Source organism: Xanthomonas sp. MLO165 (assembly GCF_018831305.1).
Taxonomy (GTDB): Bacteria; Pseudomonadota; Gammaproteobacteria; order Xanthomonadales; family Xanthomonadaceae; genus Xanthomonas; species Xanthomonas arboricola.
In genome coordinates this window covers 3,735,544-3,760,613 of record NZ_CP029263.1, presented here as the reverse complement: position 1 = coordinate 3,760,613, position 25,070 = coordinate 3,735,544, and the positions used below count along the sequence as shown (strand labels likewise).

21 protein-coding genes and 1 other RNA gene are annotated in these 25,070 nt (G+C 65.8%); 9 read left to right on the top strand and 13 right to left on the bottom strand.

What is annotated here, in order from left to right; genetic code table 11:
- The first annotated feature begins 45 nt into the window (after positions 1-45).
- Complete coding sequence (locus DGN21_RS15785) at positions 46-1,272, top strand: acetylornithine transaminase (protein WP_126966869.1); 1,227 nt, start codon at positions 46-48, stop codon at positions 1,270-1,272.
- A 376-nt stretch (positions 1,273-1,648) separates the two neighbouring features.
- Here DGN21_RS15785 and DGN21_RS15780 read toward each other — a convergent pair whose 3' ends face one another.
- A complete protein-coding gene (locus DGN21_RS15780) occupies positions 1,649-2,266 on the bottom strand; it encodes an HAD-IA family hydrolase (protein WP_126966754.1) in 618 nt (205 codons plus the stop codon).
- A gap of 297 nt (positions 2,267-2,563) precedes the next feature.
- Here DGN21_RS15780 and DGN21_RS15775 point away from each other — a divergent pair, with 297 nt between their 5' ends.
- The 6 genes from DGN21_RS15775 to azu all read left to right on the top strand — a co-directional run bounded on the left by DGN21_RS15775 (position 2,564) and on the right by azu (position 9,273).
- On the top strand, positions 2,564-4,846 hold the full coding sequence (locus tag DGN21_RS15775; RefSeq protein WP_184577604.1) for a TonB-dependent receptor: 2,283 nt from the start codon (positions 2,564-2,566) through the stop codon (positions 4,844-4,846).
- A gap of 87 nt (positions 4,847-4,933) precedes the next feature.
- Positions 4,934-6,541: a flavin monoamine oxidase family protein gene (locus tag DGN21_RS15770; RefSeq protein ID WP_160955200.1), complete on the top strand. Its 1,608-nt coding sequence runs from the start codon at positions 4,934-4,936 to the stop codon at positions 6,539-6,541.
- Complete coding sequence (locus DGN21_RS15765) at positions 6,538-6,963, top strand: cytochrome c (protein WP_126966757.1); 426 nt, start codon at positions 6,538-6,540, stop codon at positions 6,961-6,963. Before DGN21_RS15770 ends, DGN21_RS15765 begins: the two co-directional genes overlap by 4 nt.
- A 32-nt stretch (positions 6,964-6,995) precedes the next feature.
- Positions 6,996-7,499, top strand: coding sequence for a RidA family protein (locus DGN21_RS15760; protein ID WP_039519172.1), 504 nt, complete (start codon positions 6,996-6,998; stop codon positions 7,497-7,499).
- A gap of 30 nt (positions 7,500-7,529) precedes the next feature.
- Complete coding sequence (locus DGN21_RS15755; protein ID WP_126966758.1) at positions 7,530-8,732, top strand: pyridoxal phosphate-dependent aminotransferase; 1,203 nt, start codon at positions 7,530-7,532, stop codon at positions 8,730-8,732.
- Between the two features lie 91 nt (positions 8,733-8,823).
- Positions 8,824-9,273: an azurin gene (gene azu / locus DGN21_RS15750; RefSeq protein ID WP_016903022.1), complete on the top strand. Its 450-nt coding sequence runs from the start codon at positions 8,824-8,826 to the stop codon at positions 9,271-9,273.
- A 222-nt stretch (positions 9,274-9,495) separates the two neighbouring features.
- On the opposite strand, the gene DGN21_RS15745 is transcribed toward azu, so the two are convergent.
- The 3 genes from DGN21_RS15745 to hemL form a co-directional block, all read right to left on the bottom strand.
- Positions 9,496-10,686, bottom strand: a complete 1,191-nt coding sequence (locus tag DGN21_RS15745; RefSeq protein WP_126966759.1) for an FAD-dependent monooxygenase — start codon at positions 10,684-10,686, stop codon at positions 9,496-9,498.
- 74 nt (positions 10,687-10,760) lie between these two features.
- The gene (locus DGN21_RS15740; RefSeq protein WP_215824988.1) at positions 10,761-13,532 is read right to left on the bottom strand and encodes a LuxR C-terminal-related transcriptional regulator; all 2,772 of its coding nucleotides are present in this window, start codon (positions 13,530-13,532) and stop codon (positions 10,761-10,763) included.
- Between the two features lie 488 nt (positions 13,533-14,020).
- A complete protein-coding gene (gene hemL, locus DGN21_RS15735) occupies positions 14,021-15,310 on the bottom strand; it encodes a glutamate-1-semialdehyde 2,1-aminomutase (protein ID WP_024938103.1) in 1,290 nt (429 codons plus the stop codon).
- 308 nt (positions 15,311-15,618) lie between these two features.
- Between hemL and DGN21_RS15730 the strand changes: the two genes are divergently transcribed.
- The gene (locus DGN21_RS15730; protein ID WP_160955201.1) at positions 15,619-18,795 is read left to right on the top strand and encodes a TonB-dependent receptor; all 3,177 of its coding nucleotides are present in this window, start codon (positions 15,619-15,621) and stop codon (positions 18,793-18,795) included.
- A 688-nt stretch (positions 18,796-19,483) separates the two neighbouring features.
- Here the strand turns inward: DGN21_RS15730 and thiE are convergent.
- Positions 19,484-20,107, bottom strand: a complete 624-nt coding sequence (gene thiE, locus DGN21_RS15725; protein ID WP_215824987.1) for a thiamine phosphate synthase — start codon at positions 20,105-20,107, stop codon at positions 19,484-19,486.
- A gap of 23 nt (positions 20,108-20,130) precedes the next feature.
- On the opposite strand from thiE, the gene DGN21_RS15720 reads away from it, so the two are divergent.
- Positions 20,131-20,370, top strand: a complete 240-nt coding sequence (locus tag DGN21_RS15720) for a rubredoxin (protein WP_024938106.1) — start codon at positions 20,131-20,133, stop codon at positions 20,368-20,370.
- Between the two features lie 89 nt (positions 20,371-20,459).
- Here DGN21_RS15720 and DGN21_RS15715 read toward each other — a convergent pair whose 3' ends face one another.
- The 8 genes from DGN21_RS15715 to DGN21_RS15680 all read right to left on the bottom strand — a co-directional run bounded on the left by DGN21_RS15715 (position 20,460) and on the right by DGN21_RS15680 (position 24,877).
- A complete protein-coding gene (locus DGN21_RS15715) occupies positions 20,460-21,341 on the bottom strand; it encodes a SirB1 family protein (RefSeq protein WP_065032792.1) in 882 nt (293 codons plus the stop codon).
- A gap of 40 nt (positions 21,342-21,381) precedes the next feature.
- Entirely contained in the window at positions 21,382-21,831 is a 450-nt protein-coding gene (locus tag DGN21_RS15710) for a DUF192 domain-containing protein (RefSeq protein ID WP_184577539.1), read from the bottom strand.
- A gap of 163 nt (positions 21,832-21,994) precedes the next feature.
- A complete protein-coding gene (gene rpiA, locus DGN21_RS15705) occupies positions 21,995-22,642 on the bottom strand; it encodes a ribose-5-phosphate isomerase RpiA (RefSeq protein WP_184577541.1) in 648 nt (215 codons plus the stop codon).
- A 105-nt stretch (positions 22,643-22,747) separates the two neighbouring features.
- Positions 22,748-23,218 carry an EVE domain-containing protein gene (locus DGN21_RS15700; protein ID WP_016903558.1) on the bottom strand — a complete coding sequence of 157 codons (471 nt, stop codon included), beginning with the start codon at positions 23,216-23,218 and terminating at the stop codon, positions 22,748-22,750.
- On the bottom strand, positions 23,215-23,805 hold the full coding sequence (locus tag DGN21_RS15695; protein ID WP_184577544.1) for a 5-formyltetrahydrofolate cyclo-ligase: 591 nt from the start codon (positions 23,803-23,805) through the stop codon (positions 23,215-23,217). Before DGN21_RS15695 ends, DGN21_RS15700 begins: the two co-directional genes overlap by 4 nt.
- A gap of 273 nt (positions 23,806-24,078) precedes the next feature.
- Positions 24,079-24,263, bottom strand: a non-coding RNA gene (gene ssrS, locus DGN21_RS15690) — 6S RNA.
- A gap of 96 nt (positions 24,264-24,359) precedes the next feature.
- Complete coding sequence (locus DGN21_RS15685; RefSeq protein ID WP_016903560.1) at positions 24,360-24,659, bottom strand: cell division protein ZapA; 300 nt, start codon at positions 24,657-24,659, stop codon at positions 24,360-24,362.
- Positions 24,656-24,877: a TIGR02449 family protein gene (locus DGN21_RS15680; RefSeq protein ID WP_024938110.1), complete on the bottom strand. Its 222-nt coding sequence runs from the start codon at positions 24,875-24,877 to the stop codon at positions 24,656-24,658. The genes DGN21_RS15685 and DGN21_RS15680 overlap by 4 nt, the downstream gene beginning before the upstream one ends.
- Positions 24,878-25,070: the final 193 nt, after the last annotated feature.

Below are 25,070 nucleotides of genomic sequence, written 5' to 3'. Positions count from 1 at the left end.
TGCGCGAGAATGCGCGTTCTCCCTCCGCTTCTGTGACCCACCATCATGAGCACCGCTGCCGATTCGCCCCTGTCCCTCGCGCATTACTACCTGCCGGTGTATCGCCCGCGCCAGGTGGTGCTGGAGCGTGGCCAGGGCAGTCGCGTGTGGGACGACCAGGGCCGCGCGTATGTGGACCTGTCCGCCGGCATCGCGGTCAGCGGGCTGGGCCATAACGATCCGGACCTGATGGCCGCGCTGACCGAACAGGCCGGCAAGCTGTGGCACACCAGCAATGTGTTCTTCAGCGCACCGCCGCTGAAGCTGGCCGAAGAGCTGGTCACCGCCTCGCGCTTCGCGCACAAGGTGTTCCTGTGCAATTCGGGTACCGAGGCCAACGAAGCGGCGATCAAGCTGGTGCGCAAGTGGGCCAGCAGTCAGGGCCGCCAGGCCGACAAGCGCGTGATCGTGACCTTCCGCGGCAGCTTCCATGGGCGCACCCTGGCGGCGGTCACCGCCACCGCGCAGCCCAAGTATCAGGAAGGCTACGAGCCGCTGCCCGGCGGGTTTCGCTATGTGGACTTCAACGATGTCGCTGCGCTGGAAGCGGCCATGGCCGCGGGCGATGTGGCCGCGGTGATGGTCGAGCCGATCCAGGGCGAGGGCGGGGTGATGCCGGCCGCGCCGGGCTTCCTGAGCCGCGTGCGTGCGCTGTGCGACCAGCACGATGCGCTGCTGGTGCTGGACGAAATCCAGTGCGGCATGGGCCGGACCGGCACGCTGTTCGCGCATTGGCAGGAGCAGGTGACGCCGGACATCGTGACGCTGGCCAAGGCGTTGGGTGGCGGCTTCCCGATCGGCGCGACGCTGGCCGGCCCCAAGGTGGCCGAAACCATGCAGTTCGGCGCGCACGGCACCACCTTCGGCGGCAACCCGCTGGCCGCGGCGGTGGCGCGCGTGGCGCTGCGCAAGCTGGCCTCGCCGCAGATCGCCGAGAACGTAGCGCGTCAGTCGGCGGCGCTGCGCGCCGGCCTGGAGGCGCTCAACACCGAGTTCGGCCTGTTCGCACAGATTCGCGGACGTGGCCTGATGCTGGGCGCGGTGCTGGCGCCGGCGCATGCCGGGCAGGCCGGGGCGATCCTGGATTTTGCCGCCAAGCATGGCCTGCTGTTGCTGCAGGCCGGGCCGGATGTGTTGCGCTTCGTGCCGGCACTGAATCTGACCGATGCCGAGCTGGCCGATGGGTTGGAACGCCTGCACCTGGCCATTGCCGAGTACGTGGCGCAGAAGTGATGGAGTCCTGCGCTTTCTGCGCCGTCGTGGCGGGTGCCGCGACGGTAAGCGCGGTGGGGTAAGCGGCGCGGGTCGTTGCGTTTCTTGATTGGCGCTAAGTCACCCGGCGGGAGAGGGGCTCGCTTTTGCGTTCGTCATTAACCCGAAACGAACTCAAAGCGCCAACGCTGTACCTGACCGTGGACGCCGACGCGTTCAACGCTGCGAGCAGCGTCTTGCGTAATCCTTGAGGGTGATCAGTGCTTCGCGATGCTCAACGATTCCCGATTCCCGATTCCCGATTCCCGACTCCCCAATCCCCAATCCCCAATCCCCAATCCCCAATCCCCAATCCCCAATCCCCAATCCCCAATCCCCAATCCCCAATCCCGGCTCCTCACCCCAGCCCATACCGTTTCAACACCCGCCGCAACGCCCGCGCATCGCGCACCGTGTCCGCATGCAGGCCGGCGGCACGCGCGCCGCGGACGTTGACGAATAGATCGTCGACAAACAACGTGCGCGCAGCACTAGCATCCAGTTGTGCAAGCGCGCGCTGATACACCTGCACATCGGGCTTGCGGCCGCCAAGCGCGCCGCTGCACAGCACGCGGCCCTGCAATAGCGGAAACAGCGGCGGCACGATCCGCTCAATCGCTTCCGCCATCAATGGCCCGTTGTTGGTGAGCACCGCCACCGAGGTGGTTGCCGCCACCGCCAGCACCTGCGTCAGCACCGCCGGGTCGGCGCGGCATGCCGCCACGCGTGCGGCGATCCAGGTGGCGCGATCGATCGTACAGCCAAGGCCGTCGCTGAGCTGGGCCAGATAGGCCGGCGTGTCGATCACCCCGGCGTCGTAGGCGCGCTCCAGGCCCTGCTCGAACAACACCTGTTGCACATGTTGCGGCGTGCACGCCGCCGCATTGGCAAGGGCCGCCACACGGCGCGGCCGCGAATAGCTGGCCAGTACGCCGTCGAAATCGAGCAGTAACAGGGACGGTGCTGCAGGCGGCATGGGTGGACTCGGGATGTGGCGGGGCAGCGTTGTCGATTCGCCACGGGATGGCAAGCGTGCAAGACCTGATATGTCCGGATCCACGCAGGTGGGTAGGGATGGTACCCATTCAGATCGTTGAATTCGGCAGCAACCTACCCACCCGCGCCGCCCCTACCCTCCGCGCGGCGCTTGCGGTGGAACTGTGCTGGGTATGGTCGATGCATGCCGCATCCGCGGTGTCAGCCGGTCTTGGGGAGCGGGCCCGGTCACTCAGCACGTCACACCATCCAGGGGGTCGATTGCATGCGCAAGCGCTTGAACACCGATCAACTGGCGGCGTCGGTCGCCGCCATTCTCACCACTGCCACGCGTGGTCGCACGCTGGCTTCGATGACCTTGGTGCTGGCTGGTGCACACAGCCTGCCCGTCCTGGCACAGGAAGCGCGCACGCTGGACGCGGTCAGCGTGGTCGGTACCGGCTCCACGCGCACCACGGCTTCCATCTCCGTTGCCGAGATCCAGGCCCAGGTGCCCGGCGTGGCACCGCAGCAGTTGCTGGCGAGCCTGCCCGGCGTGAATGTGCAGACCACCGATCCATTCGGGCTGTACGAGTTCGGCGACTCGATGACCATCCGCGGCTTTTCCGCCAACCAGATCGGCGTGACCCTGGACGGCATCCCGATCGAAACCTTCGACACCCGCGAAGGCGGCCCGATCACCCGCTACGTGTCCAGTGAGAACCTGCTCGACGTCACCGTGTCGGCCGGCTCCGGCGATGTCACCCAGCCGTCGTACCACGCACTCGGCGGTGCGATCCGCTACACCAGCCTGCCCCCGAAGGGCGGCGACAGCTGGAGCGGCAATCTCACCCAGACCATCGGCTCGGACGATCTGGTACGCAGCTTCGTGCGGCTGGATACGCCGGACTGGTGGGAAGGCGGCCCCAGCGCGTACCTGTCTGCCTCGCGCACGCAGGGCGGGGTGTGGGACATGGAACCGGCCACGCAGAAGAGCGATCACTTCGAAGCCAAGATCCGCCAGGCCTGGGACGTGGGCCACCTGACCCTGGGCTGGATCTACAACAACCGCAAGGACTACGACGTGCAGTCGTACAACTCCGACGGCTCGGTCGCGTGGGATCTGCACGAACGCATCACCGGCAATCCGGAAGTGGATGCCGAGCATTACAGCGAATGGCAGAACGGCCGCCGCGACTCGCTGCTCAGCCTGCACGGCGATTTCCTGTTCAACGATGCGATCGGTTTCACCTTCACCGGCTACTACGAGAACAAGCATGGTTACGGCGTCGGCGGCACGCCGCCGAGCACGGCCACTGGCCTGTACAACGATGCCATCGCCGGTACGCCAGGGCGCACCGACATCGCCATCAACGACCCGCAGATCGTCGATGCCAACGGCAATGTCACCCGCGTCGGTGCGATGACGCGACGCGAGGAAATCATGGGCGGCGATCGCTACGGCGTGACCACTGCGGTGTCGTGGGAGACCGAGCACAACAAGCTCGAAGTCGGTGCGTGGTACGAGAACTACGACTTCGATCAGGTGCGCCCGCTGTACAACCTTGACCCGGCCACCGGCGCACTGCTCAAGGGCTCGCTGCCGATCGTCATCTACTACGACAACCACTTCTCCACCGAGGTGAAGCAGCTCTACATCAAGGACACGCTGCGCCTGCTCGATGACCGGCTCACCATGGAGTTCGGCGCCAAAGGGCTGGATGTCAAACGCGACTACAACGGCATCGCCAATCTCGATGACTTTAATGTCGGCGTGCGCCGCGATGTCACCATCAAGAACAGCGACTGGTTCCAGCCGCAGGTCGGCGCCAGCTTCCAGCTCGCCGAGGGCGTGCAGGTGTTCGCCAACTACGCGGAGAACTTCAGCTCGGCGCCGCGGCTGGCGTTGACCTCGGGCGCATTCAATCCGGATATCGCGCCGGAGGAATCCACCAATATCGATATCGGCATCCGCGCCGAATCCAGCCAGTGGAGCGGCTACGTCGCTGCCTACAAGATCGATTACGAGAACCGCATCATCGCGCTGACCGATCCGGATCCATTGGTGGTCGCACCCACCATCTACGCCAACGTCGGCGACGTGCAGACCTATGGCGCGGAAGTGTCGGGTATGTGGAAGCCGGCACCGGGTTGGCGGCTGGGGGCGTCGCTGACCTGGAACAAATCCGAGTTCCAGGACAACTATTTCGGCCCGGTCAGCGGCAACCTGGTGCAGGTGGAAGGCAACGAAGTGCCGGACTCGCCCAAGGTGATGTTCAGCCTCAATGGCGGTTGGGAGGGCGAGCATTTCTTCGCCAACCTCGACACCAAATACACCGGCAAGCGCTACGGCGACACGCTCAATACCGACCAGGTGGATGCCACCTTCATCGTCAACGGCAGCGTCGGCTACCAGGGCGAGGATGCCGGGTTCCTGGCCGGTGGGCGGCTGCAGTTGTCGGTCTACAACCTGTTCGACAAGGACGATGCGATCGGTGCGGTGTTCCCGAACGAAAGTTCCGGCTCGTACCAGTTGATCGCACCGCGCCAGCTGTTCGCCAGTCTGTCCTACAAGTTCTGAGGCGGTGACGCGGCCGGCTGCGTTGCCGGCCGCGTCATGCGTTTTGTCAGTCGCACTCGTTCCACGACATGCAAGGACTACGCGTTGATGCAAGGCAATCATTCTGGGGCGATGACGCGGCGGCAACTGCTGGCGCGCATCGGCATGACCGCTGGCGGCGCGATGATGTACCAGGCGATGAGCAGCCTGGGCATGGCCGCCGAATCCGATTTCAAGGGGCCGCTGCAACTGGATGGCGACCCGAAGGGCGCCTCGGTGCTGATCCTGGGGGCAGGGCTGGCCGGCATGGCTGCGGCCTTCGAACTGCGCAAGGCGGGGTACCGCGTGCAGGTGCTGGAATACAACGACCGCCCCGGTGGGCGTAACTGGACGCTGCGCGGCGGCGACCGTTATACCGAACTCGGCGGGGCGACCCAGCATTGCCAGTTCGACGACGGGCTGTACCTCAATCCGGGGCCGTGGCGCATTCCGCATCACCACAAGGCGGTGCTGAGTTACTGCAAGCAATTCGGTGTGGCCCTGGAGGCGTTCAACCAGGTCAACTACAACGCGCTGTTGCACAGCCAGCAAGGCTTTGGCGGCGAACCGCAGCGCTTTCGCGCCATCGATGCCGATTACAAGGGCCATGTGTCCGAGTTGCTGGCCAAGTGCACGCAGCAGCAGGCGCTGGACCAGAGCGTGAGCCGCGAAGACCAGGAGGTGCTGTTGGAGTCCTTGCGCACCTGGGGCGCGCTCGACCACAAGTTCGGCTACGTCAAAGGCAAGGACAGCAGCGAGCGGCGCGGCTTTGCGCGGTATCCCGGCGGCGGCCTGTCGGGCAAGCCGGAGTTCTCCGATCCCTTCAGCGTGCAGGACGTGTTGCGCTCGCGTCTGTGGACCACGCTGGCGGCCGGCAACAACTACGAAATGCAGACCACCATGTTCCAGCCGGTGGGCGGCATGGACCAGATCGGCAAGGCGTTCGCGAAGCAGCTTGGCGATGCCATCACCTACAACGCCAAGGTCACCAGGATCGATCAGGACGGCAACGGCGTGCGTGTGTCCTGGCAGGATGCCGCGCACGGCGGCGAAGAACGCATCGCCAGCGCCGATTGGTGCATCTGCACGATTCCGCTGTCGGTGCTCAGTCGTATTCCGGTCACCGCCGGCGACGCGATGACCACCGCGATCGGCCAGGTGCCGTACGCGGCATCGGTGAAGGTGGGCCTGCAGTTCAAGCGCCGCTTCTGGGAAGAGGACGAGGCCATCTACGGCGGCATCAGCTATACCGATCTGCCGATCACCTTGATCAGCTATCCCAGCACCAACTATCACAGCCCCGGCAAGGGCGTGCTGCTCGGTGCCTACGTCTGGGGACTGGACGCCTACCAGTTCACCTCGATGCCCCCGGAGCAGCGCGTGCGCAAGGCGGTCGAATACGGCACGCAGTTGCATCCGCAGTATCCACGCGAGTTCGAGAACGGCATTTCGGTCGGTTGGCACCGCGTGCCGTTCACGCATGGCTGTTTCGGCATGTGGAGCGAGCAGGCGCGTGCCGAGCACTACACGCCGCTGTGCCAGATCGACGGGCGCCTGGCGCTGGCCGGTGAACACGTCTCCTATATTCCGGCCTGGCAGGAGGGCGCGATCTTGTCCGCGCACGATGTCGTCGGCCGTCTGCATCGCAAAGTGCTGGCCGGAGGAGGTCGCGCATGAGTCTGTTACCACGATTGGCCGCGGCCAGCTTCGTCGCTGCGATGGCTGCCTTGCTGGTGCCGCCTGGCGCATACGATGCGCGGGCGCAGAGTTCCGATGCCACCCAGCTGTTCCCGCAACAGGGCTTTGCCAAGGCATCCGGCCAGGATGTCTACCAGGCGATCTGCCAGGGCTGCCACATGCCGGCCGGGCACGGCGCGCAAGGTGCCGGCGAATACCCGGCACTTGCCGGCAATCCCAAGCTGGCCGCTGGACCCTACGTCACCATGATGGTGCTCGATGGCCACGCCGGCATGCCCGGCTTCGGCGAGATGCTCAACGACCGCCAGGTGGCCGAAGTGGTGAGTTATGTGCGCACGCACTTCGGCAACGACCACGCCGAGCGCGTCACCGTCGACGACGTCAAATTGCTGCGCCACTGATGCCCCCTTTTCCTCTCATGCAAGGAGTTGCCATGTCCCGTCCAGTGACAGCCGTCCTCACCGCTGCCCTGTTGTGGTCTGCGGGCCTCACCGCTGCGCACGCCGCCGAGGTGATCCGCCACAAGATCCCCAACAGCGATTTCCCCATCGCTGCCGCCGTGGAAATTCCCGCCGGCAAGGCCACCGTCTATGTCAGCGGCAAGGTGCCGGCGGTGGTGGATGCCAGTGCGCCCAAGGATTCGGCTGCCGCCTATGGCGACACCAAGGCGCAGACGGTGAGCGTGTTGAACCAGATCAAGCAGCAACTCGCAGCGCTCGGCTTGGGGATGGGCGATGTGGTGAAGATGCAGGTGTTTCTGGTCGGCGATCCGGCCATGGGCGGCAAGATGGATTTCAACGGATTCATGGAGGGTTACCGCCAGTTCTTCGGCACCAAGGAGCAGCCCAACCTGCCGGCACGCTCGGCCTTCCAGATCGCCGCGCTCGGCAATCCGCTATATCGGGTGGAAATCGAAGTGGTCGCCGTTCGTCCCTGAATCCGTCGTGCCGTCCTGCTGGAGGTTGTCATGAAAACTGCTCTTTCGCGCCGCATGTTTCTGCGCGATTCCGCGCTGTTTGCCGGCGCTGCCGGTGCGAGTGCGCTGCCGCTGCTGGCCAGCGCTGCCGAACGTTCCGCCGCCGTCGCGCCGACACCGGCCAGTGCGCTGTCGCCGGTGATGATCGGCTCCAACGAATTTCCCGATGGCCCGTCGGCGGCCGCGGTCAAGGCCATCGCGCAGATCGCACCGCAAGGCGGACGCTACCTGCGCGATGTGCAGATGGAGCTGATGGATACCCTGGCCGCCGAGCTCAAGCTGCCGGTCAATCACCTGATGGCCTACGCCGGCTCCACCGAGCCGCTGGACTACACGATGCTGGCGTTCACCTCGCCCAGCGCCGCGCTGGTCACTGCCGACCCCACCTACGAATCCGGTTGGCGCGCCGCCACCCGCAATGGCGCAAAACTGATCAAGGTGCCGTTGCGCAAGGACTTCTCGCACGATGTGCAGGCGATGTGCGCCGCCGACGCCAGCCCCGGCGTGATCTACATCTGCAATCCCAACAATCCCACCGGCTCGGTCACCGCACGCAAGGATCTGGACTACGCATTGGCGCACAAGCCCAAGGGCAGCGTGCTGGTGGTGGACGAGGCCTATATCCACTTTGCGCAGAGCACCAGCAGCGTGGTCGACATGGTCGCAGCGGGCGAGGACGTGGTGGTGTTGCGTACCTTCTCCAAGCTCTACGGCATGGCCGGCATTCGCCTGGGCTATGCGGCCGCGCGCCCGGACCTGCTGGCCAAGCTGATGTTCTACAGCGTCAACAGCCTGCCGGTGACCGCCGCCGCCGCAGGCCTGGCCAGCCTGCGCGATCCCGCACTGGTGCCGCAGCGCCGCGCACGTACCGCGGCCACACGCAAGGACGTGATGGAGTTTCTTGTCAAGCAGGGCTACGCCTGCACCGCCTCGGAGAGCAACTGCTTCATGGTCGATGTGAAGCGCCCGGCCGCCGGCTTCAAGGACGACATGGCCACCCATGGCGTGTTCATCGGGCGTAGCTGGCCGGTATGGCCGACCTGGTCGCGCATCACCGTCGGCACCGACGCGGAGATGGCACGCTTCAAGCAGGCCTTCGTGCAGGTGATCGCCGGCAAGCGCGGCCCGTTGCCGCTGCCGGACGCCACGGCAGCGGTGCATGATCCGATGGATGCTTTTTTCCGTTACGCATGAGGCGTTACTCTGGCACCACCGGCGCATGCGAACGCGCTGGTGTGGCCAGGCGCGCTGGGCGTCGCGCATCCCTTAATGCAGGAGTGTTCCCTTGAAAGTGTTTTCGACATTTGCCGTGCTTGGTCTGGTGCTGCTGGCGCCTTCGGCATGGGCGCGTACCTGCGCCGTCACCATCACCGGCAACGATCAGATGAAGTTCGACCAGAGCGCGATCAAGCTGGCGCCCGACTGCACGCAGGTGGACCTCACGCTCAAGCACTCCGGCAAGATGGCCGCCACGGTGATGGGGCACAACTGGGTGCTGACCAAGTCCGCCGACTTCCAGGCAGTGGCCAATGCCGGCATACGCTCCACCATTGCCGACAGCTATCTGCCCAAGGCCGACGCGCGCGTGATCGCGCACACCAAGGTGATCGGCGGCGGCGACAGCACCACGGTGAGCTTTCCCACCAGCAAGTTGAGCAAGGGCGGCGATTACACTTTCTTCTGCTCGTTCCCCGGCCACTGGGCGATGATGAAGGGCACGCTGAGTTTTGGATGAGGTATCAGCTGCCGCAGGCGCGTGGCCGCGGCAGGAGCGATAGGCGAGGGAGCTGGCACGCGGTCACGCCGCGTGCTCCAGGGCAATCGTGAGCGGAGCGGACGGCAGCGCCAACCAGCGTCGTGGACGCTGCTTCTGGTTCCGGCGTTGGCGCATCAGCGTCTTTCGCCGAGCGCGATGTAGTCTGCGTTTTTAACGGGCTTTCCCGGTCAATCGGTTGGTCTACTCGTAGCTTGGCAAGGCGATGGCATTGGCGTCCCGTGCAAAATGGTTGTTGATGAACGACCTGAGTGCGGGCCGGCTGGCCAGGCGGATGGCGTTGCGCAGCACGGCCAGGCCGAAGCGGGTATGCGGCCACAGCAGGCGAGGGACCAGCTTGGGAATGTTCTGCCCCTGCTTGACGAAGGGGCGCATGATGCGTTCGTAGTGAGCGAAGGCGGTTGCCGGCGTGTCCGACCTGGCAAGCTCCCCGGCAAGGACGTAGGCACCCACGATCGCAAGCGTGGTGCCGATGCCGGACAGTGCGGTCGGGCACCATGCCGCATCGCCGGTCAGGACCACCCGACCGTTGGACCAGCGGTCCATGCGTACCTGGCGCAGCACATCGAAGTAGAAGTCGTCGACGTCCGTCATCGCATCCAGGATGCGTGGAAACTCCCAGCCCAGCGCAGAGAACTGCGCACGAATGAAGGCGCGCTGTTGCGCCACGCTCCAGCTGTTCTCGTGACCGGGTCGCTTCTGGATGCCAAGATAGACTCCCAACTTGCCGTCGCGTGCAGGTTTCACCACCGCTCCCCGACCACCCAGCGTGTTGTATTGCCGCGCATAGACGCCGTCACTGGCGATCTGCGGAATGCTGAAGTAGGCAATCGTCAGGTCCATCCAGCGCGGCCGATTCTCTGCAGGGAAAACCAGCTCCCTGGTGTGCGAGCCGACGCCCTCGGCGATCACTACAAGTGCATAGGTTTCCTGATGGCCGCCGGCAAAGGTGACCTGGACGCCGCCGTCGTGCTGCTCAACGTGTTCGATGCTGTCACCGAAGCGGAAGCGCACTCCTTGCGCCGCTGCGGCCTCGTAGATGATCCGGGCAATATCGCCGCGGCGGATTTCCATCTCCGCAGTCGGGCCGCCGTCGGTGTCGGAGTGCGCCGCTTCGAAACGGCCGACCACGTGATTGTCTTCGGTGACCCAATCGGTGCCGCGCTCCCGGGTGCTGCGTTCGAGCAGCAACGCCTCCAGGCCCATCCGGCGCAGCACGTCTCGCGCGGTGCCGCGCACGTCCACGTTCTGTCCGCCGTCGCGGAACGCCGGCGCGCGCTCCACGACTTCAACATCGCGGCCATACCTGGCAAGCCACCAGGCCGTGGTGGTGCCGGCAACGCTGGCGCCAGTGACAAGGATACGAGCAGCCATGCTGTGAGCTCCCGATAAAAATACATCATACATGATGTATTTTTATCGACGGAAGCCAGTGCCGGCGCTGGCGGTCAGCCTGGCGACGTCTCCGCACTGCCGGGCGGGGCCGCTGCGCGCAACAACCCGCGTTGCAAGGCCTGCGCCAACGCGCTTTCGCGGCTGCGTGCATCGAGCTTGCGATAGAGGTTCTTCAAGTGGAACTTGACCGTGTTTTCCGACAGGTGCAGACAGCGTGCGATCTGCTTGTTGGAATACCCACGTGCCAGCTGCGCGAGCACTTCCAGCTCGCGCTCGCTGAAGATGTCGCCGGCCGGGTCCTCGTCGCCGCTGAGGCGTTCGAGCAGGGCCTGGATGGTGAGTGCGCGGGTGGTGCCGCCGACGGTCTGCGGGTCGTGTTGACGCAGCGAGCGCAGCATCGCCTTGGCCGGCAGTCCGAGTTCGACGATCGCCTGCCAGCTCTGCGTCAGCGCTACATGATCGAGCGCGCTGTACAGATGCGGCAGCGCCGCGGCCAGTTCGCCACGCTGCTGCAGCACCAGGGCGATGCGTGCGCGGGTACGCGCGAGGTGGCACAGATTGTCATTGGCCAGGCAGGCCTGTTCGATCTGGCCCAGGATGGTCAGCGCGGCGCTGCTGCGTCCGGCCAGCCGGTGCCAGCGTGCCAGCGCAAAGCCCATCGCCGCGCGATCGCGCCAGCGGTGCGGCGAGCGCAACGTATGCGCCAGGCCGGATTCGCCGCCGGTACGGGCGATTACCACATCGATGGCGGCATTGCCTGGATGTTCCAGCAACAGCATCAAGCGCCATGCTGCCGCCAGCTCGGACAGGCGTGTCAGCTTGCGCCCGTGTGCGATCTGTTCGACGTGTTCGAGCAGCGCCAATGCACTGCGCCCGCTGTGGTCGCGCACACGCTCCAGTCCCAGCGCGGTGTCGTAGGCGGAGGCCAGCACGTCCATGCCGCCGTCGTGCTGTTCCAGCAGTTCCAGCGCCGGATGCAGCAGGTCGGCCGCATCGTCGTGGTGGCCGCGTTCGTAATGCAGTTGCGCGAGCAGGCACTGGCCGGCGGCCTCCAGCACGCGATCCAGCTGCGGGGTGCGCGCGCACCAGTTCAGGGCCTGCCGGTAACAGGCTTCGGCGTCGCCGAGTTGGCCGCGGTAGAAAAAGCTCTGGCCCAACGCCAGCAACGCCTGGCTTGCGCCCGGTTGGCTGCCACCGCGCTGCATCGCGTCGCGTGCGTTCAGGGCGTAGCGTTCGGCCAATGCAAAGGCGCCCTGCGCAATGGCGGTGGTGGCGCAGATACACAGCAGCATGCCGCGGCCTAGATGATCGTCTTCGTCCAGCGCGGATGCCTGCGCGGCGATCTGGGTCAGGCCATGCGGATTGCCGCAGATTTCGTCGAGGCGATCGCGCAACAGCGCCACCACCACCGTGTAGTCGCGCTGCAAGGGCTCACGCAGCGCCGCTGGAAAGTCGCGGAAGCGTTCCAGCAGCAGGCGCGCATGGCTGAATTCGCCGAGCCTTGCGTGCAGATGCGCCTGGGTGAGATTCAGCGCCGGGGTGTCGCGGATGGTGCGGTGTTCGAAATGCCGGAGCAGTGCGCGCACCTCGTGCGTGCCGTGGGTTAGCACCAGTTGCCAGGTGCCGGCGCGCGCGATGTAGCTGGCGGCCAGGTCGCCGCACTCGGCACGCGATGCGTGCCGCACCGCTTCGGCCAGATGCTGATGCTCGCCAAACCAGCGTGCGGCCCGTTGATGCAGGTGCGTGGCCTGGCCGGGATGTTCGCGATCGAGCAGTTGCTGCAGGAAGTCGGCAAACAAGGGGTGATAGCGGAACCATTCGCGCTCGCCATCCATGGGCACCAGCAGGCCGTGGAAATGTTCCAGCCGCGCCAGCAGCCGGCCGCTGTCGTCGCGCTGGCGCACCGCATCGGCCAGCGCTGCGTTGACGCGCTCCAATGGACTGGTTCGCAACAGCAGGTCGCGCGTGTCGGCATCCAGGTCGTTGACCACCTGTTCGGCCAGGTACGCGGCAATTTGTGCGCTGCGGCCGGAGAAACGCGCGGCCACCTCCTGTTGACGTTGCACGCCGCCCTCCAGCCACAGGCGCGCCAGATGCAGCGCCACCGGCCAACCTTCGGTGTAGCGCAGCAATTCGTCCACCACCGGCGCCGGGACCTGGGGCCCCAGCAATGCCTGCGCCTCGTGCTCGTCCAGCGCCAGTTGCGCACTGCCGAGACGGCTAAGTTGCGCCTGCAGGTCCAGCCGCGCCAGCGGCAGTGCCGGCACGCGCCGGGTGGCCAGCAACAGGTGCAGGCGTCCGCCGCCGTGTTCGACCAGGCGCAGTACCAGCTCGTCGACGATGCCGCTGCCGAGCCGGTCGTAATCGTCGAGAATCACGCTGATGCGCCGTGGCGCCGTGCGCAGCGCGCGGATCAGCACCGTCACCGCCTCGCGCGGATCCTGGTCGCGGTTGTGCAGCACTGCGGCGCACAGCGCCGGATCGGCACCTGCGTGCTGGATCGCCAACGCCAGATGGCCAAGGAAGCGCGCGGCATCGGCGTCCTCTTCGTCCAGCGACAGCCAGGCCACGGCCGCGTGCTCGCGTGCGCGCAGCTGCGCATGCCACTGCGCCAGCAGTGTGGTCTTGCCGAATCCGGGCGGTGCCAGCAGCAGGGTGAGTGGCCGGGCCTGGGCCTGATCCAGCGCCGCCAGCAACGCGCCGCGCACCACCGCACCGGTACGCGGCAGCGGCGGCTCCAGCTTGCTGGCAAGCAGCCAATCGGGAAGGGCGGAATCGCGCGACGGTGAGGGGCGCGGTGTGAGCAACGCAACAGGCTTGAGCATGAGGCGAGGGCGGCCCTGGCAAGCGTCGGCAGCGCGCCGGCTCGACACGCTGCAGATCGTGATGAAACAGCGGCGATGCAGATGGCGTCACCGTGACCGGCGACAACGTCATATCGGCTGCTTCGAGGGTCCCCACCCATGCCCATCCGTGGACACCTTTCAGAAAGGTATGACAGCCACAAGACAAAAGCAAAGCTTGTCGTTGCGCCGCCGCCTGAATGGCGCAAGCGATGGCGCAGGGTGCGTGCAAGCGCCAGGCAACAGCCGAGTCCATCCGGACGCCATGGGCCCGGACACGACGCCGGCGCCGCGCCTGTTCAGCGTCGGCGCGGAGTCGAGATACACATCAGGCATCATCGGTGCCGCGAGCCTTGCGGCCAGCGCCATCGGTGAGCATCGCGAGGCACGCGATCACGCCTGGCTTTCAACGCCACACAAGGTCAGCGTGCCCGTGCCAGCATGCAGGCAACGCCACATCTAAAGACGCCTCAGTGCGCCACTTCCGCAAACGCCTCGCGCGCGGCGGCCAGTGTGGCCTCGATCACTGCCGCGTCGTGCGCGCTGGACATGAAGCCGGCCTCGTACGCCGACGGCGCCAGATACACGCCCCGCTGCAGCATCGCGTGGAAGAAGCGATTGAAGGTGGTGATGTCGCAGGCAGTGGCCTGCGCGTAGCTCTCCACGATCTCGTCGGTGAAGAACAGCCCGAACATGCCGCCGACCTGATTGGTGGTGACGGCAATGCCGGCCGCGCGCGCGGCATCTTCCAGTCCCTCGCACAACACGCTGGTGGCCTCGCTCAGGCGGGCGTGGAAGCCGGGCTCCTGCACCAGCTCCAGCATCGCCAGGCCGGCCGCCATCGCCACCGGGTTACCCGACAAGGTGCCGGCCTGGTAGATCGGGCCGGCCGGAGCGATCTGCTCCATCAAGTCGCGCCGGCCGCCGTACGCACCCACCGGCATGCCGCCGCCGATGATCTTGCCGAAGGTGCTCAGGTCCGGCGTGACCCCGTAATGCGCCTGCGCGCCACCGAGCGCGACGCGGAAACCGGTCATCACCTCGTCGAAGATCAGCAGTGCGCCATGCCGGGTGCACAGCGTGCGCAGATGCTGCAGGTAGCCGGCCTGCGGCGGAATGCAGTTGGCGTTGCCGACCACCGGTTCGATGATCACTGCCGCCACGTCGGCGCCGATCTCGTCGAACAGGGCGGTGGCGCCTTCGAAGTCGTTGAAGCTGAGGGTGGCGGTCAACTCGCTGAGGCCGGACGGCACGCCCGGCGAGGTCGGCACGCCCAGGGTCAGCATGCCGCTGCCGGCCTTGACCAGGAACGAGTCGCCATGGCCGTGATAGCAGCCTTCGAACTTGACGATGCGGTTGCGCCCGGTGGCGCCGCGCGCCAGGCGCACCGCCGACAGCGTGGCTTCGGTGCCGGAATTGACCATGCGCACCATCTCGCAGGACGGCACCAGCCGGTGGATCGTCTCGGCCATGGTGACTTCGGCCGCACACGGCGCACCGAAGGACAGGCCGTCGCGGATCGCGCGCTCCACCGCTTCGCGTACTGCCGGGTGATTGTGGCCGGCAATCATCGGCCCCCACGAGCCCACGTAGTCGATGTAGCGGTTGTCGTCCACGTCGTACAGATACGGGCCATCGGCGCGCGCCACGAAGAACGGCTCGCCGCCGACCGACTTGAATGCACGCACCGGTGAGTTGACGCCGCCGGGCAGCAGCGTCTGCGCCTGGGCGAACAGGGCGTGGGAGCGGGTGTGGTTCATGCGCGCAGATCCTTGAGTGGTACCGAGTGGGGGCGGCGCAGCCCGACTGCGGGCAGCGCATTCGCCATTGTCAGGCTTGCGGCCCCTGTCCGCCTACCCACCAGGTGCCTGCCTACCCGTCGGAGCGGGCGGGTAGGGCAACCCGGCTGCCTATGATCGAACGGGACGGTATCGACGGTTTGGCATGAGCAGATGACCTGCGGTCATTGGCCTCCTGCGGCGGATGTTCAGAGAGTGTGATTCCGGTAGCCATTGGCGCCGTTCATTTTTGTCGCGTTGCCGACAGTTCCAGACTTGGGGGAGACAGCATGAACCGTAGTATCCAGAAGCGTGCCTTGGCGTTGGCGCTGGTCATGGCCATGGGGAGCGTCCACGCGCAGTCCACCAGCGGCAGCATCGTCGGCAGCGTGGGGCAGAGCAGCGGCACCAGCGTGCTGGTGGAAAACAACAGCGGGTTCAGCCGCGAAGTACCGGTGGATGCGCGCGGCCGTTACACCGCCGGCAACCTGCCGCTGGGCACCTACAAGGTCACCGTCAAGCGCGACGGCGCGGTGGTGGAGACGCGCGAGAACGTCGCGATCACCGTCGGCGCCAACACCGACGTCTCGTTCGCTGCCGCGTCGGGCAGCGGCATGCAGACCCTGGACAGCGTGACCGTCACCGCCGCAGGCCTGACCACCATCGACGTCAGCAGCGTGGACACCCGCACCGTGGTCACCGCCGAGCAGCTGCAGCAGCTGCCGCTGGGCCGCACCGCCGAGGCAATCGCGCTGCTCGCACCGGGCGTGGTGGTCAACAGCGGCGGTTTCGACAATGGCCCGCTCGGTGGCTCGCTGCCCAGCTTCGGCGGCTCGGCCGCCAGCGAAAACGCCTATTACCTCAACGGCTTCAACACCACCACCATCAGCAACAATCTGGGCGGCCTGACCCTGCCGTACGGCGCCATCGACCAGCAGGAAATCTTCACCGGCGGCTACGGCGCGCAGTACGGCCGCGCCAATGGCGGCGTGATCAACCAGATCGGCAAGCGCGGCACCAATGAGTGGAAGTTCGGCGCGGCGGTGATCTGGGAGCCGAACGGTCTCAAGGCCAATCAGCGCGACATCTATTGGCGCCCGGACAGCCAGGGCAGCACGATCAACAACGCCGCCTATCGCTACGCGCGCTCGGCCAATGGCCTGTATCAGCCGGCGAGCGAGGCCGAAGCCAACCAGACCACCTACAGCGCCTACGTCGGCGGGCCGATCATCCAGGACAAGCTGTTCTTCTTCCTGGCCGCCGAACAGGTGGATTCGGACGGCGTACGCGTCGGCACCAATCGCGACACTGACAACGGCCGCACCGGCGGTCTCACCGACTACGACTACAAGCAGAAGCGCTGGTACGCCAAGGTGGACTGGAACATCACCGACAATCACCTGATCGAGGTGACCGGCGCCAGCGACGAGGCAGAGACCAACGGTTCGATCTACCGCTACGACTACGTCAATCGCCAGCGTGGCAGCTATTTCACCGACGAGTCCACCTGGAAGACCGGCCCGACCCTGTTCACCGGCAAGTACACCGGCTACCTCAGCGACAACCTCACCGTGACCGCGCTGTACGGCAAGATGAAAACGCCCGATGAGCTGACGCCCTTCAACTACAACGCGGCCGGCGGGCCGGTCATCAACAGTGCCGCGCTGCAGAATCCGGCCTACACCGGCGGCACACCGCGCATCGGCAATCAGCTGGTCACCTCGGTCAGTTCACCGGATCGCGAATACAAGAAAGACAATCAACGCCTGAATCTGGAATGGCGCATCGGCCACCACACGCTCAACTTCGGTATCGATAACCAGAAGTCCGAGGGTATCGATGTGGGCTCGGTGCTGTCCGGCCCGGGCTTTGCATGGACCTATGGCCAGACCAACGATCCCAATGGCCTGCGGACGGGCGGGCTGGTCAGCCAGTCGGCCAACGAAGCCGGCGGCATCGGCGCACCTAGCCCGGGCCTGGTCGATCCGGTCAACGGGTCCAGCGGCTATTACGTGGTGCGCAACATCAACACCAGCCTGTATTCGTACGAGGCCAAGCAACGCGCCTATTACATCGAAGACAAGTGGCAGGTCACCGACAACCTGCTGCTGAGCATCGGCCTGCGCAAGGACGAGTTCACCAACTACACCCCGTTCGGCGACCCCTACATCGAAGTGGATAACGCCTGGGCGCCGCGGCTGGGCTTCAGCTGGGACGTCAACGGCGATTCCAGCCTGAAGGTGTTCGGCAACGTGGGCCGTTATTACCTCGGCCTGCCGTTGTCGGCAGTGAGCCTGTTCACCCCGGCCACCACCACCGATACCTACTTCACCTACAGCGGCATCAACGCCGATGGCACGCCGATCCTGGCGCAGCAGCTGGGGTCGGCCGTGTCGGCCAACTCGCGTTTCGGCCGCATCGCCGACGTGCGCACCGCGGTGGTCAAGGACATCGAGGGCGAGAACCAGGACGAGGTCATCCTCGGTTTCACCAAGCAGCTGGACACCGGCTGGGTGCTGGGCGTGCGCGGCACGCATCGCCGCCTCAATGCGGGGATCGACGATCAGAACTACGACGTTTCCAATACGGCGTTGATCGCCGCTGCGGCCGCGCAGGGCGTGACCATCGACTTCTCGCAGGTTGCCGGTGCATCGCTGATCAATCCGGGCCAGACCAACACCTGGGGCGTGATCGGCACCGATGGCCAGTTCCATGAGGTGTCGGTGAGCCGCGAGGCGGCCGGCTTCCCGAAGTTCAAGCGCAATTACTCGGCGGTCGAATTCAATCTGGAACGTCCGTTCGACGGCAAGTGGTACGCCAAGGTCAACTACGTCTGGTCGCATAGCTACGGCACCACCGAAGGTCAGGTGCGTTCTGACCTGTGGCGCACCGGCGGCGCTTTGGGCAGCTACCAGGGCCAGGCCTCGGTTTCCACCACGCAGAGCTGGGACCACGCGGCGCTGATGGAACACTTCAACGGCGATCAATCCAACGATCACCGTCATCAGCTCAAGCTGTTCGGTTTCTACCAGTTCACTCCGCAATGGGGTGCGTCGGCCAACTTCAGCCTGATCTCGGGCGCGCCGCACAATTGCCTGGGCAACTACTACGGCGACAACTACACCGGCACCGACCCGGCCGGCTACGGTGGCAGCGCGATCACCGGCGGTCCTTACCACTACTGCTACAACCCGGAGACCGGCACCGGCGTGGCGTCGCCTCCTGGCTCGCAGGGGCGGCTGGGCTGGATCGCGCAGCTCGACATGGGCGTGACCTACAAGCCGGCATTTGCCGCCGGCAAGCTGGCACTGCGCTTTGACGTGTTCAACATCACCAACGAGCAGACCGCAACCAACATCTACCCGTTCTCGCAGTTGCCCGACAACACCACCAATCCGCTCTGGGATCAGGTCGTGGCCTACCAGGCACCGCGCTCGGGCCGGGTGACATTGAGCTACGACTTCTAATCGCGCCAGGCGGTAAGGTCGGTCCAGGCAGCGACGCGTGATGGCACGCGTCGCTGCCTTGTTGTCTGTACGTCACGTCGCCATTCGTATGCGCTGATGGAGGATTGGTCGCGCGCATAGATCAGTCGTAAAGCGGTTGATCTGCAGTTTGGCTGCGGGGCTCTTGCCCGCCCACCACCGCAGGACACGCCGCAAGTACGTCCGTGTAGCTCTTACGCGGCATCCATGCCGCGTAAGGTCCCGCGATGGTGGGCGGGCAAGGACCTGTCGGGATGGTCGGTGTGCGTGGTTGCAAGCAGGGCATGGCGTGCGCTGGTCGAATCACTATGCGTCAGCCAGCTTCCCGCCACCTCCCTATCGCAAGCCGATCAGTGGACAAGCTTTCAACACGCGACCTGCAAGCGCCTCATCTGCCACTGTAAGCCGCGCAACAAGCTCTCAAGAAAATAGCCGGCAAATTTCCTGGTGCGGTGTCCTTGCCGATTGCGGGACCCTTGGCGGCATGGATGCCGCCAAGGAGCCTCCACGGACGGATTCACGGCGTGTCCCGCGAGCGGTGAGGGCACTGCGCCCTCGACCCACCGAGACTTTTGACTGCATCTAATAAACAACGCTTCGACTCGAGTCTCGGTCTCTTGAGTCTTCGCTTGCGCGTGTCGCGGGTAACGTCTGTCGTCTGCCAGCCACGCTAGCGTGCAAACCCGGCCCGATATGCCTGCACTGCCGCGAGCGAGTCCGGCGCGGCGTACACGCCGCTGACCACCGCAATCAACTCGGCACCTGCAGCCACCAATTCGGGCACCTGCGCAGCCGCGATGCCACCGATCGCCACGCGCGGCACTCCCAGCGCTGCGGCTTGCTGCAGCAACGCCGGCGTGGCGCGACGTGTCGTCACCTTGGTGGTGGTCGGGAAGAACGCGCCGAAGGCCACGTAGCTGGCGCCGGCCGCGACCGCTGCGCGCGCGCGCGCAATCTCGTCGTAGCACGACACCCCGATGATGGCCTGTTCGCCCAGCAGTGCACGCGCCGCGGCCGCCTCGCCATCGTCTTCGCCCAGGTGCACGCCTTGCGCGCCCACCTGTCGTGCCAGCTGCGCATCGTCGTTGATGATCAACGGCACATCGTGCGCAGCGCACGCCTCGCGCAGCGCGCTGGCCTGTTCCAGGCGCAGCGCCGCAGTGGCCTGCTTGTTGCGGTACTGCAGCCAGGTGACAGCGGGCAGCAGCGGCAAGGTGCGCGCGATCAGGCGCGCGGTGTCGGGTTCGTCGGGCGTGATGAGGTAGACGCCGCGGGCATTGTGCAGGTCGGGCATGGCAGCGCTTCCGGAAGCGGTGGGTGGGATGGGACAATGCAGCCCCACCGTTGCGTGACCGCGATTATCCGATGAGCGAGACATCCACGACCACCTACCGCACCTGGATGTGCGTCGTCTGCGGGTTTCTCTACCACGAGGCCGACGGCATCCCCGAAGAAGGCATCGCCCCGGGCACCGCCTGGCAGGACGTTCCCGACACCTGGACCTGCCCGGATTGCGGCGTGACCAAGGACGACTTCGAGATGGTCGAGATCGACTGAGGTCCTGGCTGGGTCGCTGCGTTTTTCGCGCCACAACATCGCCGGCACACGTTCGCATGGTGCTGGCGAGGGCCTTGCAGGCTGTGTTTTCAGTGCGCGCGCGCGCGCTGACTGTTCAGTTCGACCAGATGTTCGTGCAGATTGGCCGCGTCCTGCGCACTGGGATTGAGCTGCAGATAACGCGACAGATCGTGGCGTGCGCCGTTGCGGTGGCCCAGGTGCAGATAGGCCATGCCGCGATCGCGTAGCGCCTCGGGCTGGTCCGGCACCAGCTTCAGGATGCGGTCGGCACTGCGCGCGGCGCGGTCCCAGTGTTCGGCATCGGCGTAGACGCCGTGCAGATTGCGCAGGATGCGGATCAGGATCGCGCGATGCGGTGCGGGGTCGAGGATCTGCGCCAGGGCGCGGTCGTCGGGGATCTCGCCACCCAGGTGCGGACGCGCGCGCTCGCGCAGCTCGTCCACGCCCAACGGGCGGCCGCCGTTGAACGGGTCCATGACCAGCACGCCGTCGTCCACCGGCAAACGCACCAGGAAATGCCCGGGAAACGACACGCCCGCCAGCGGAATGCCCAACCGGCGCGCCACTTCGATCTGCACCATCGCCAGCGAGATCGGGTTGCCCAGGCGGCGTTCGAAGACCTGGTTGAGGTAGCTGTTGCGCGGGTCGTAGTACTCGTCGTGATTGCCCGAATAGCCCAGCTCGTCGAACAGGTAGCGATTGACCGCGGCCATCTTCAGCGGCCACAGGTCGATCGCCTCCACCTCGCGGCGCAGATGCTCGACATGGCTTTGCACCAGCGTGTCGTACAGCTCGGCGTCCAGTTGCGGATACTCGTCGCGCGCGATCAGCAGCGCGGTGGACATCAACGGCACTGCGTCGTCGTCCAGGCTGGCGAGCGCAGTCCAATGGGGAAGTGGGAGCATGTCGACCATGTTGCCAAGAGTGTCGGCAAGCGGCGCGTGGTTCAAGTCCGGTACTTCCTGACAGGAAGGGCCTGTCGCGTGAGATTCACTTGAGCTTTGGGATATCCGGGCTCAGGGTCAGGCTGGCGCCGTCCTGCAGGTTGAGCCTGGCGGCCTGGCCGGCATTGAGTTCCAGCACGTAACGCGCCGGGCGCTTGCTGGGGTAGGGCGGGCAGGCATCGCCGGCCGAACACGGCGGCACGTCGCGCTGCTGCGACACCAGCCGGCGCTCATTGTCGAAATACAGGATATCCAGCGCGATCTTGGTGTTCTTCATCCAGTACGCCAGCGGTTCCTGGCGGTCGTGGACGAACAGCATGCCGTGATCGTCCGCCATGGCATCACGAAACATCAGGCCTTTGGCGCGGTCGGCATCGTTCTGCGCCAGCTCCACCTGGTAGCGCGTGCCGGCCAGTTCCACCCAGCTGCCGCCGCTGCTGGCGCAGCCGCTGAGCAGGATCAACAACGCAAGGGGGAGGAAGCAAAGACGGCGCATGCGGCATACCAGTGGGTGGGGATGCCGCACCATCTGCCAAGCGGCCGCGTGCGTCAAGCCGCTGTGGTGCGTCGTACCGTCATCGCAGGTGACAGGAGTCCGGCCCGCTGTCGCTTCGCAACGCGGGCCGCAACTGCGTATGCGCGTGCTTGCACGCGATCGCTCAGATCACCCGCGGCGGCTCGCCACCGACGATCACCACATCGGCCGGGCGACGCGCGAACAGGCCCACGCAGACCACGCCGGGAATCTGGTTCAGGCTGCGCTCCAGCGCCACCGGGTCGGTGATCTGCAGGTTGTGCACGTCCAGCACCACGTTGCCGTTGTCGGTGATCACGCCATCGCGCCACACCGGCTGACCGCCGGTGAGCGCCAGGATCTGGCGGGCCACCAGGCTGCGCGCCATCGGAATCACTTCCACCGGCAGCGGGAACTTGCCCAGCACCGGCACCTGCTTGCTCGGGTCGACGATGCAGATGAAGCGCTCGCTGGCCTCTGCAATGATCTTCTCGCGCGTCAACGCTGCGCCGCCGCCCTTGATCAGGCAACGATTCGGGTCGCACTCGTCGGCGCCATCCACATACAGCGACAGATTGCCGGTGTGGTTGAGATCCAGCACCTCGATCCCGTGGCGCCTGAGCTGCGCGCTGCTCTGCTCGGAGCTGGACACCGCCCCCTTGATGCGGTGGCTGATGCGGCCCAAGGCATCGATGAAGTAGGCCACCGTCGAACCGGTACCGACCCCGACGATCATGCCGTCTTCCACGTAATCGATCGCTTTTTCGGCGGCCAGGCGTTTTGCTTCGGACATTTTGGGGCTCGGGATTGGGGAATCGGGAATCGGGATTGGGGAATCGCAAGAGCGGCTGGGCTGAGCGGGATTTGCAAATCGCAAATCCCGAATCTCTACTCCCGGCTACTCCATCGCCAGCAACAATTTCCACTGCGCGGCGGTCACCGGCAGGATCGATAGGCGGTTGCCGCGGGCGATCAGCGGGAAGCCTTCGCCCAGGGCGTCGGCCTGCTGCTTGATTTCGTCCAGTGCGATCGTGCGCGTGAGTTTGCGCTCGAAGGCCACGTCCACCAGCATCCAGCGCGGATCTTCGCGGGTGGCCTTGGGGTCGTGGTAATCGGATTTGGGATCGAACTGGGTGTCGTCCGGATATGCGGCGCTGGCGACCTTGGCGATGCCGACAATGCCCGGCACCTTGCAGTTGGAGTGGTAGAACAACACCCCATCGCCGACATGCATGCCGTCGCGCATGAAGTTGCGTGCCTGGTAGTTGCGCACGCCGTTCCACGGTTCGGTGCCGACGCGTTCCAGATCATCGATGGAAAACGTGTCCGGCTCGGACTTCATCAACCAGTAGCGCTTGCGGGCAGTCATACGGAAACGGCGTCGTCTTTCAGGAAGGTGGCGTGTTCGGTGCAGATCGCATCCACCGCCACGTCCCAGGATTCGGTGGGCAGGGCGGGTAGCTGCTGCGCGGCGAAGCCGACGCCGACCAGCCAGGGCGGCGGCGTCTGGCGGTGCCGGAACGCGAAGCTGCGATCATACCAGCCGCCTCCCATGCCCAGCCGCCGGCACTGCGCGTCGAAGCCGGTCAACGGCGTCACCACCAGCGCCATCTCCTCGGGTGCGAGCAACTCGGTGCTTGCCACGTCCGGTTCGGGAATGCCGTAGCGGTTGCTGACCAGCCCCTGGCCCGGCCGCCACGGCGCAAAGCGCAGGACGCGCCCGTCCAGCACCGGCAGGCAATAGCGCACGCCGGCCGGCAGGCTCAGTTGCCAGCGGTGCAGCGCGATTTCGCCATCCATCGCCCAGTACCCGGCCACCGCGCCGGTCTGCGGCGCGAACGGCAGCGCCAGCAGGCGCTCGGCCAGCGCATCGGCGGCTGCCAGGCGCTGCGCTGCGGGCAGGCTGCGCCGCAGCGCGCGCAACTGCTGGCGCAAGGCGTCTCGGTCGTCGGTCATGGCGTCTCGCAGCGATAGGCGGAGGGATATTGTCGATGGCGTGGACGCGCCTGCCTAGCTGCGCGTGTCCCACCGATCGCCGGTGCCCGCAAGTCTCCCGTCTGTCGATGAGCGCATGTGCGTGCAGTACTTGCAACATTGCGCCGCACGCACCACGCACGCATGCATGCCTGTCTTGGCGCAGCCATTGCACAGCGGCGCAGCCGAACTGCGCGTGCCGTGCGTTTCAGACACGCAAAAAGAAACGGCGCCCGAAGGCGCCGTTTCAGATTTGCATTCTCCGCCGTGAACGATGCGGGCGAAACGACCTTGAACCCGGGGTTCAAGTGGGGACGTTGTGAGGCCATCGGGCTTCCCGCTACAAGGCGGACTTGCACTCCCGGCTTCGTCGCGCCCCCGTGGTCGTAATTAAGGGACAAGGCGAATGTTTTGCACGCTGTCGTTTACAGCAGAGAACGCAGGTGAAGTATAGACCTCTGCTGCGCGATGGCTAGCCCATTCGTCGGCCGGCGCAATTGAAAGTTCATATTTGCGACGACAGTGCGAACTGCACCTCAACGCGGCGTGTCGGACACGCTGTCCAGGCGGCGATTCAAGCTGTCCAGCGTATTGGCCAATTCACGGTCGTACAGCGCTTGCTGATCGCGCAGCTGCTGCAATTCGTGCGCCAGGTTGAGTGCGGCCAGCACCGCAACGCGGTCCACCGCTGCCATGCGATTGCTGCCGCGAATCTCGCGCATACGCAGATCCAGCAGGCGCGCCGCAGCGGTGAGGCTCTCGCGTTCGTCGGCGGTGACACCAACGGTGTATTCACGATCCAGAATACGCACGCTGACCGGCTCGTTGTTGCTCACGTGTGCTGCTCCAGGGATTTCAAGCGCACGATCATCGCTTCCACGCGCGAGCGCGCCTGTTCGTTCTTGGTCAGCAATTGCGCGCGCTCGCCGATCAACTGTTCCTGCTGGTGACGCAGGCTGCGGTTCTCGTCGGTCAACCGCTGGCTGCGCTCGACCAGGGCCTCCACACGGGCGGCAAGTGCGCGGATCTGGGCGAGGGCAGCGGCGTTGTCCATACGCTCACGATAGGGGCGCGTGCGCGCGGCGGTCAAGCGCCCGATCGCAGCCCGCTTGCCCGCCGTCAGGCCAATCCCGACAAGGGCTTGCACCGCGCCCGGCGCGGCCGGCGTCACGCGCGTGGATCCCGTAGGGAACACGCCGCTGGCGGCCGACGCGGGGTGCCTTGATACACTGGGAAGTCAAATCGCC

Bases quoted from the DNA above. Each gene is read 5' to 3' on its own strand.
- DGN21_RS15785 (WP_126966869.1), top strand. From the start codon at position 46: ATGAGCACCGCTGCCGATTCGCCCCTGTCCCTCGCGCATTACTACCTG.
- DGN21_RS15780 (WP_126966754.1), bottom strand. From the start codon at position 2,266: ATGCCGCCTGCAGCACCGTCCCTGTTACTGCTCGATTTCGACGGCGTA.
- DGN21_RS15770 (WP_160955200.1), top strand. From the start codon at position 4,934: ATGCAAGGCAATCATTCTGGGGCGATGACGCGGCGGCAACTGCTGGCG.
- DGN21_RS15765 (WP_126966757.1), top strand. From the start codon at position 6,538: ATGAGTCTGTTACCACGATTGGCCGCGGCCAGCTTCGTCGCTGCGATG.
- DGN21_RS15760 (WP_039519172.1), top strand. From the start codon at position 6,996: ATGTCCCGTCCAGTGACAGCCGTCCTCACCGCTGCCCTGTTGTGGTCT.
- DGN21_RS15755 (WP_126966758.1), top strand. From the start codon at position 7,530: ATGAAAACTGCTCTTTCGCGCCGCATGTTTCTGCGCGATTCCGCGCTG.
- DGN21_RS15745 (WP_126966759.1), bottom strand. From the start codon at position 10,686: ATGGCTGCTCGTATCCTTGTCACTGGCGCCAGCGTTGCCGGCACCACC.
- DGN21_RS15740 (WP_215824988.1), bottom strand. From the start codon at position 13,532: ATGCTCAAGCCTGTTGCGTTGCTCACACCGCGCCCCTCACCGTCGCGC.
- hemL (WP_024938103.1), bottom strand. From the start codon at position 15,310: ATGAACCACACCCGCTCCCACGCCCTGTTCGCCCAGGCGCAGACGCTG.
- DGN21_RS15730 (WP_160955201.1), top strand. From the start codon at position 15,619: ATGAACCGTAGTATCCAGAAGCGTGCCTTGGCGTTGGCGCTGGTCATG.
- thiE (WP_215824987.1), bottom strand. From the start codon at position 20,107: ATGCCCGACCTGCACAATGCCCGCGGCGTCTACCTCATCACGCCCGAC.
- DGN21_RS15710 (WP_184577539.1), bottom strand. From the start codon at position 21,831: ATGCGCCGTCTTTGCTTCCTCCCCCTTGCGTTGTTGATCCTGCTCAGC.
- rpiA (WP_184577541.1), bottom strand. From the start codon at position 22,642: ATGTCCGAAGCAAAACGCCTGGCCGCCGAAAAAGCGATCGATTACGTG.
- DGN21_RS15700 (WP_016903558.1), bottom strand. From the start codon at position 23,218: ATGACTGCCCGCAAGCGCTACTGGTTGATGAAGTCCGAGCCGGACACG.
- DGN21_RS15695 (WP_184577544.1), bottom strand. From the start codon at position 23,805: ATGACCGACGACCGAGACGCCTTGCGCCAGCAGTTGCGCGCGCTGCGG.
- DGN21_RS15680 (WP_024938110.1), bottom strand. From the start codon at position 24,877: ATGGACAACGCCGCTGCCCTCGCCCAGATCCGCGCACTTGCCGCCCGT.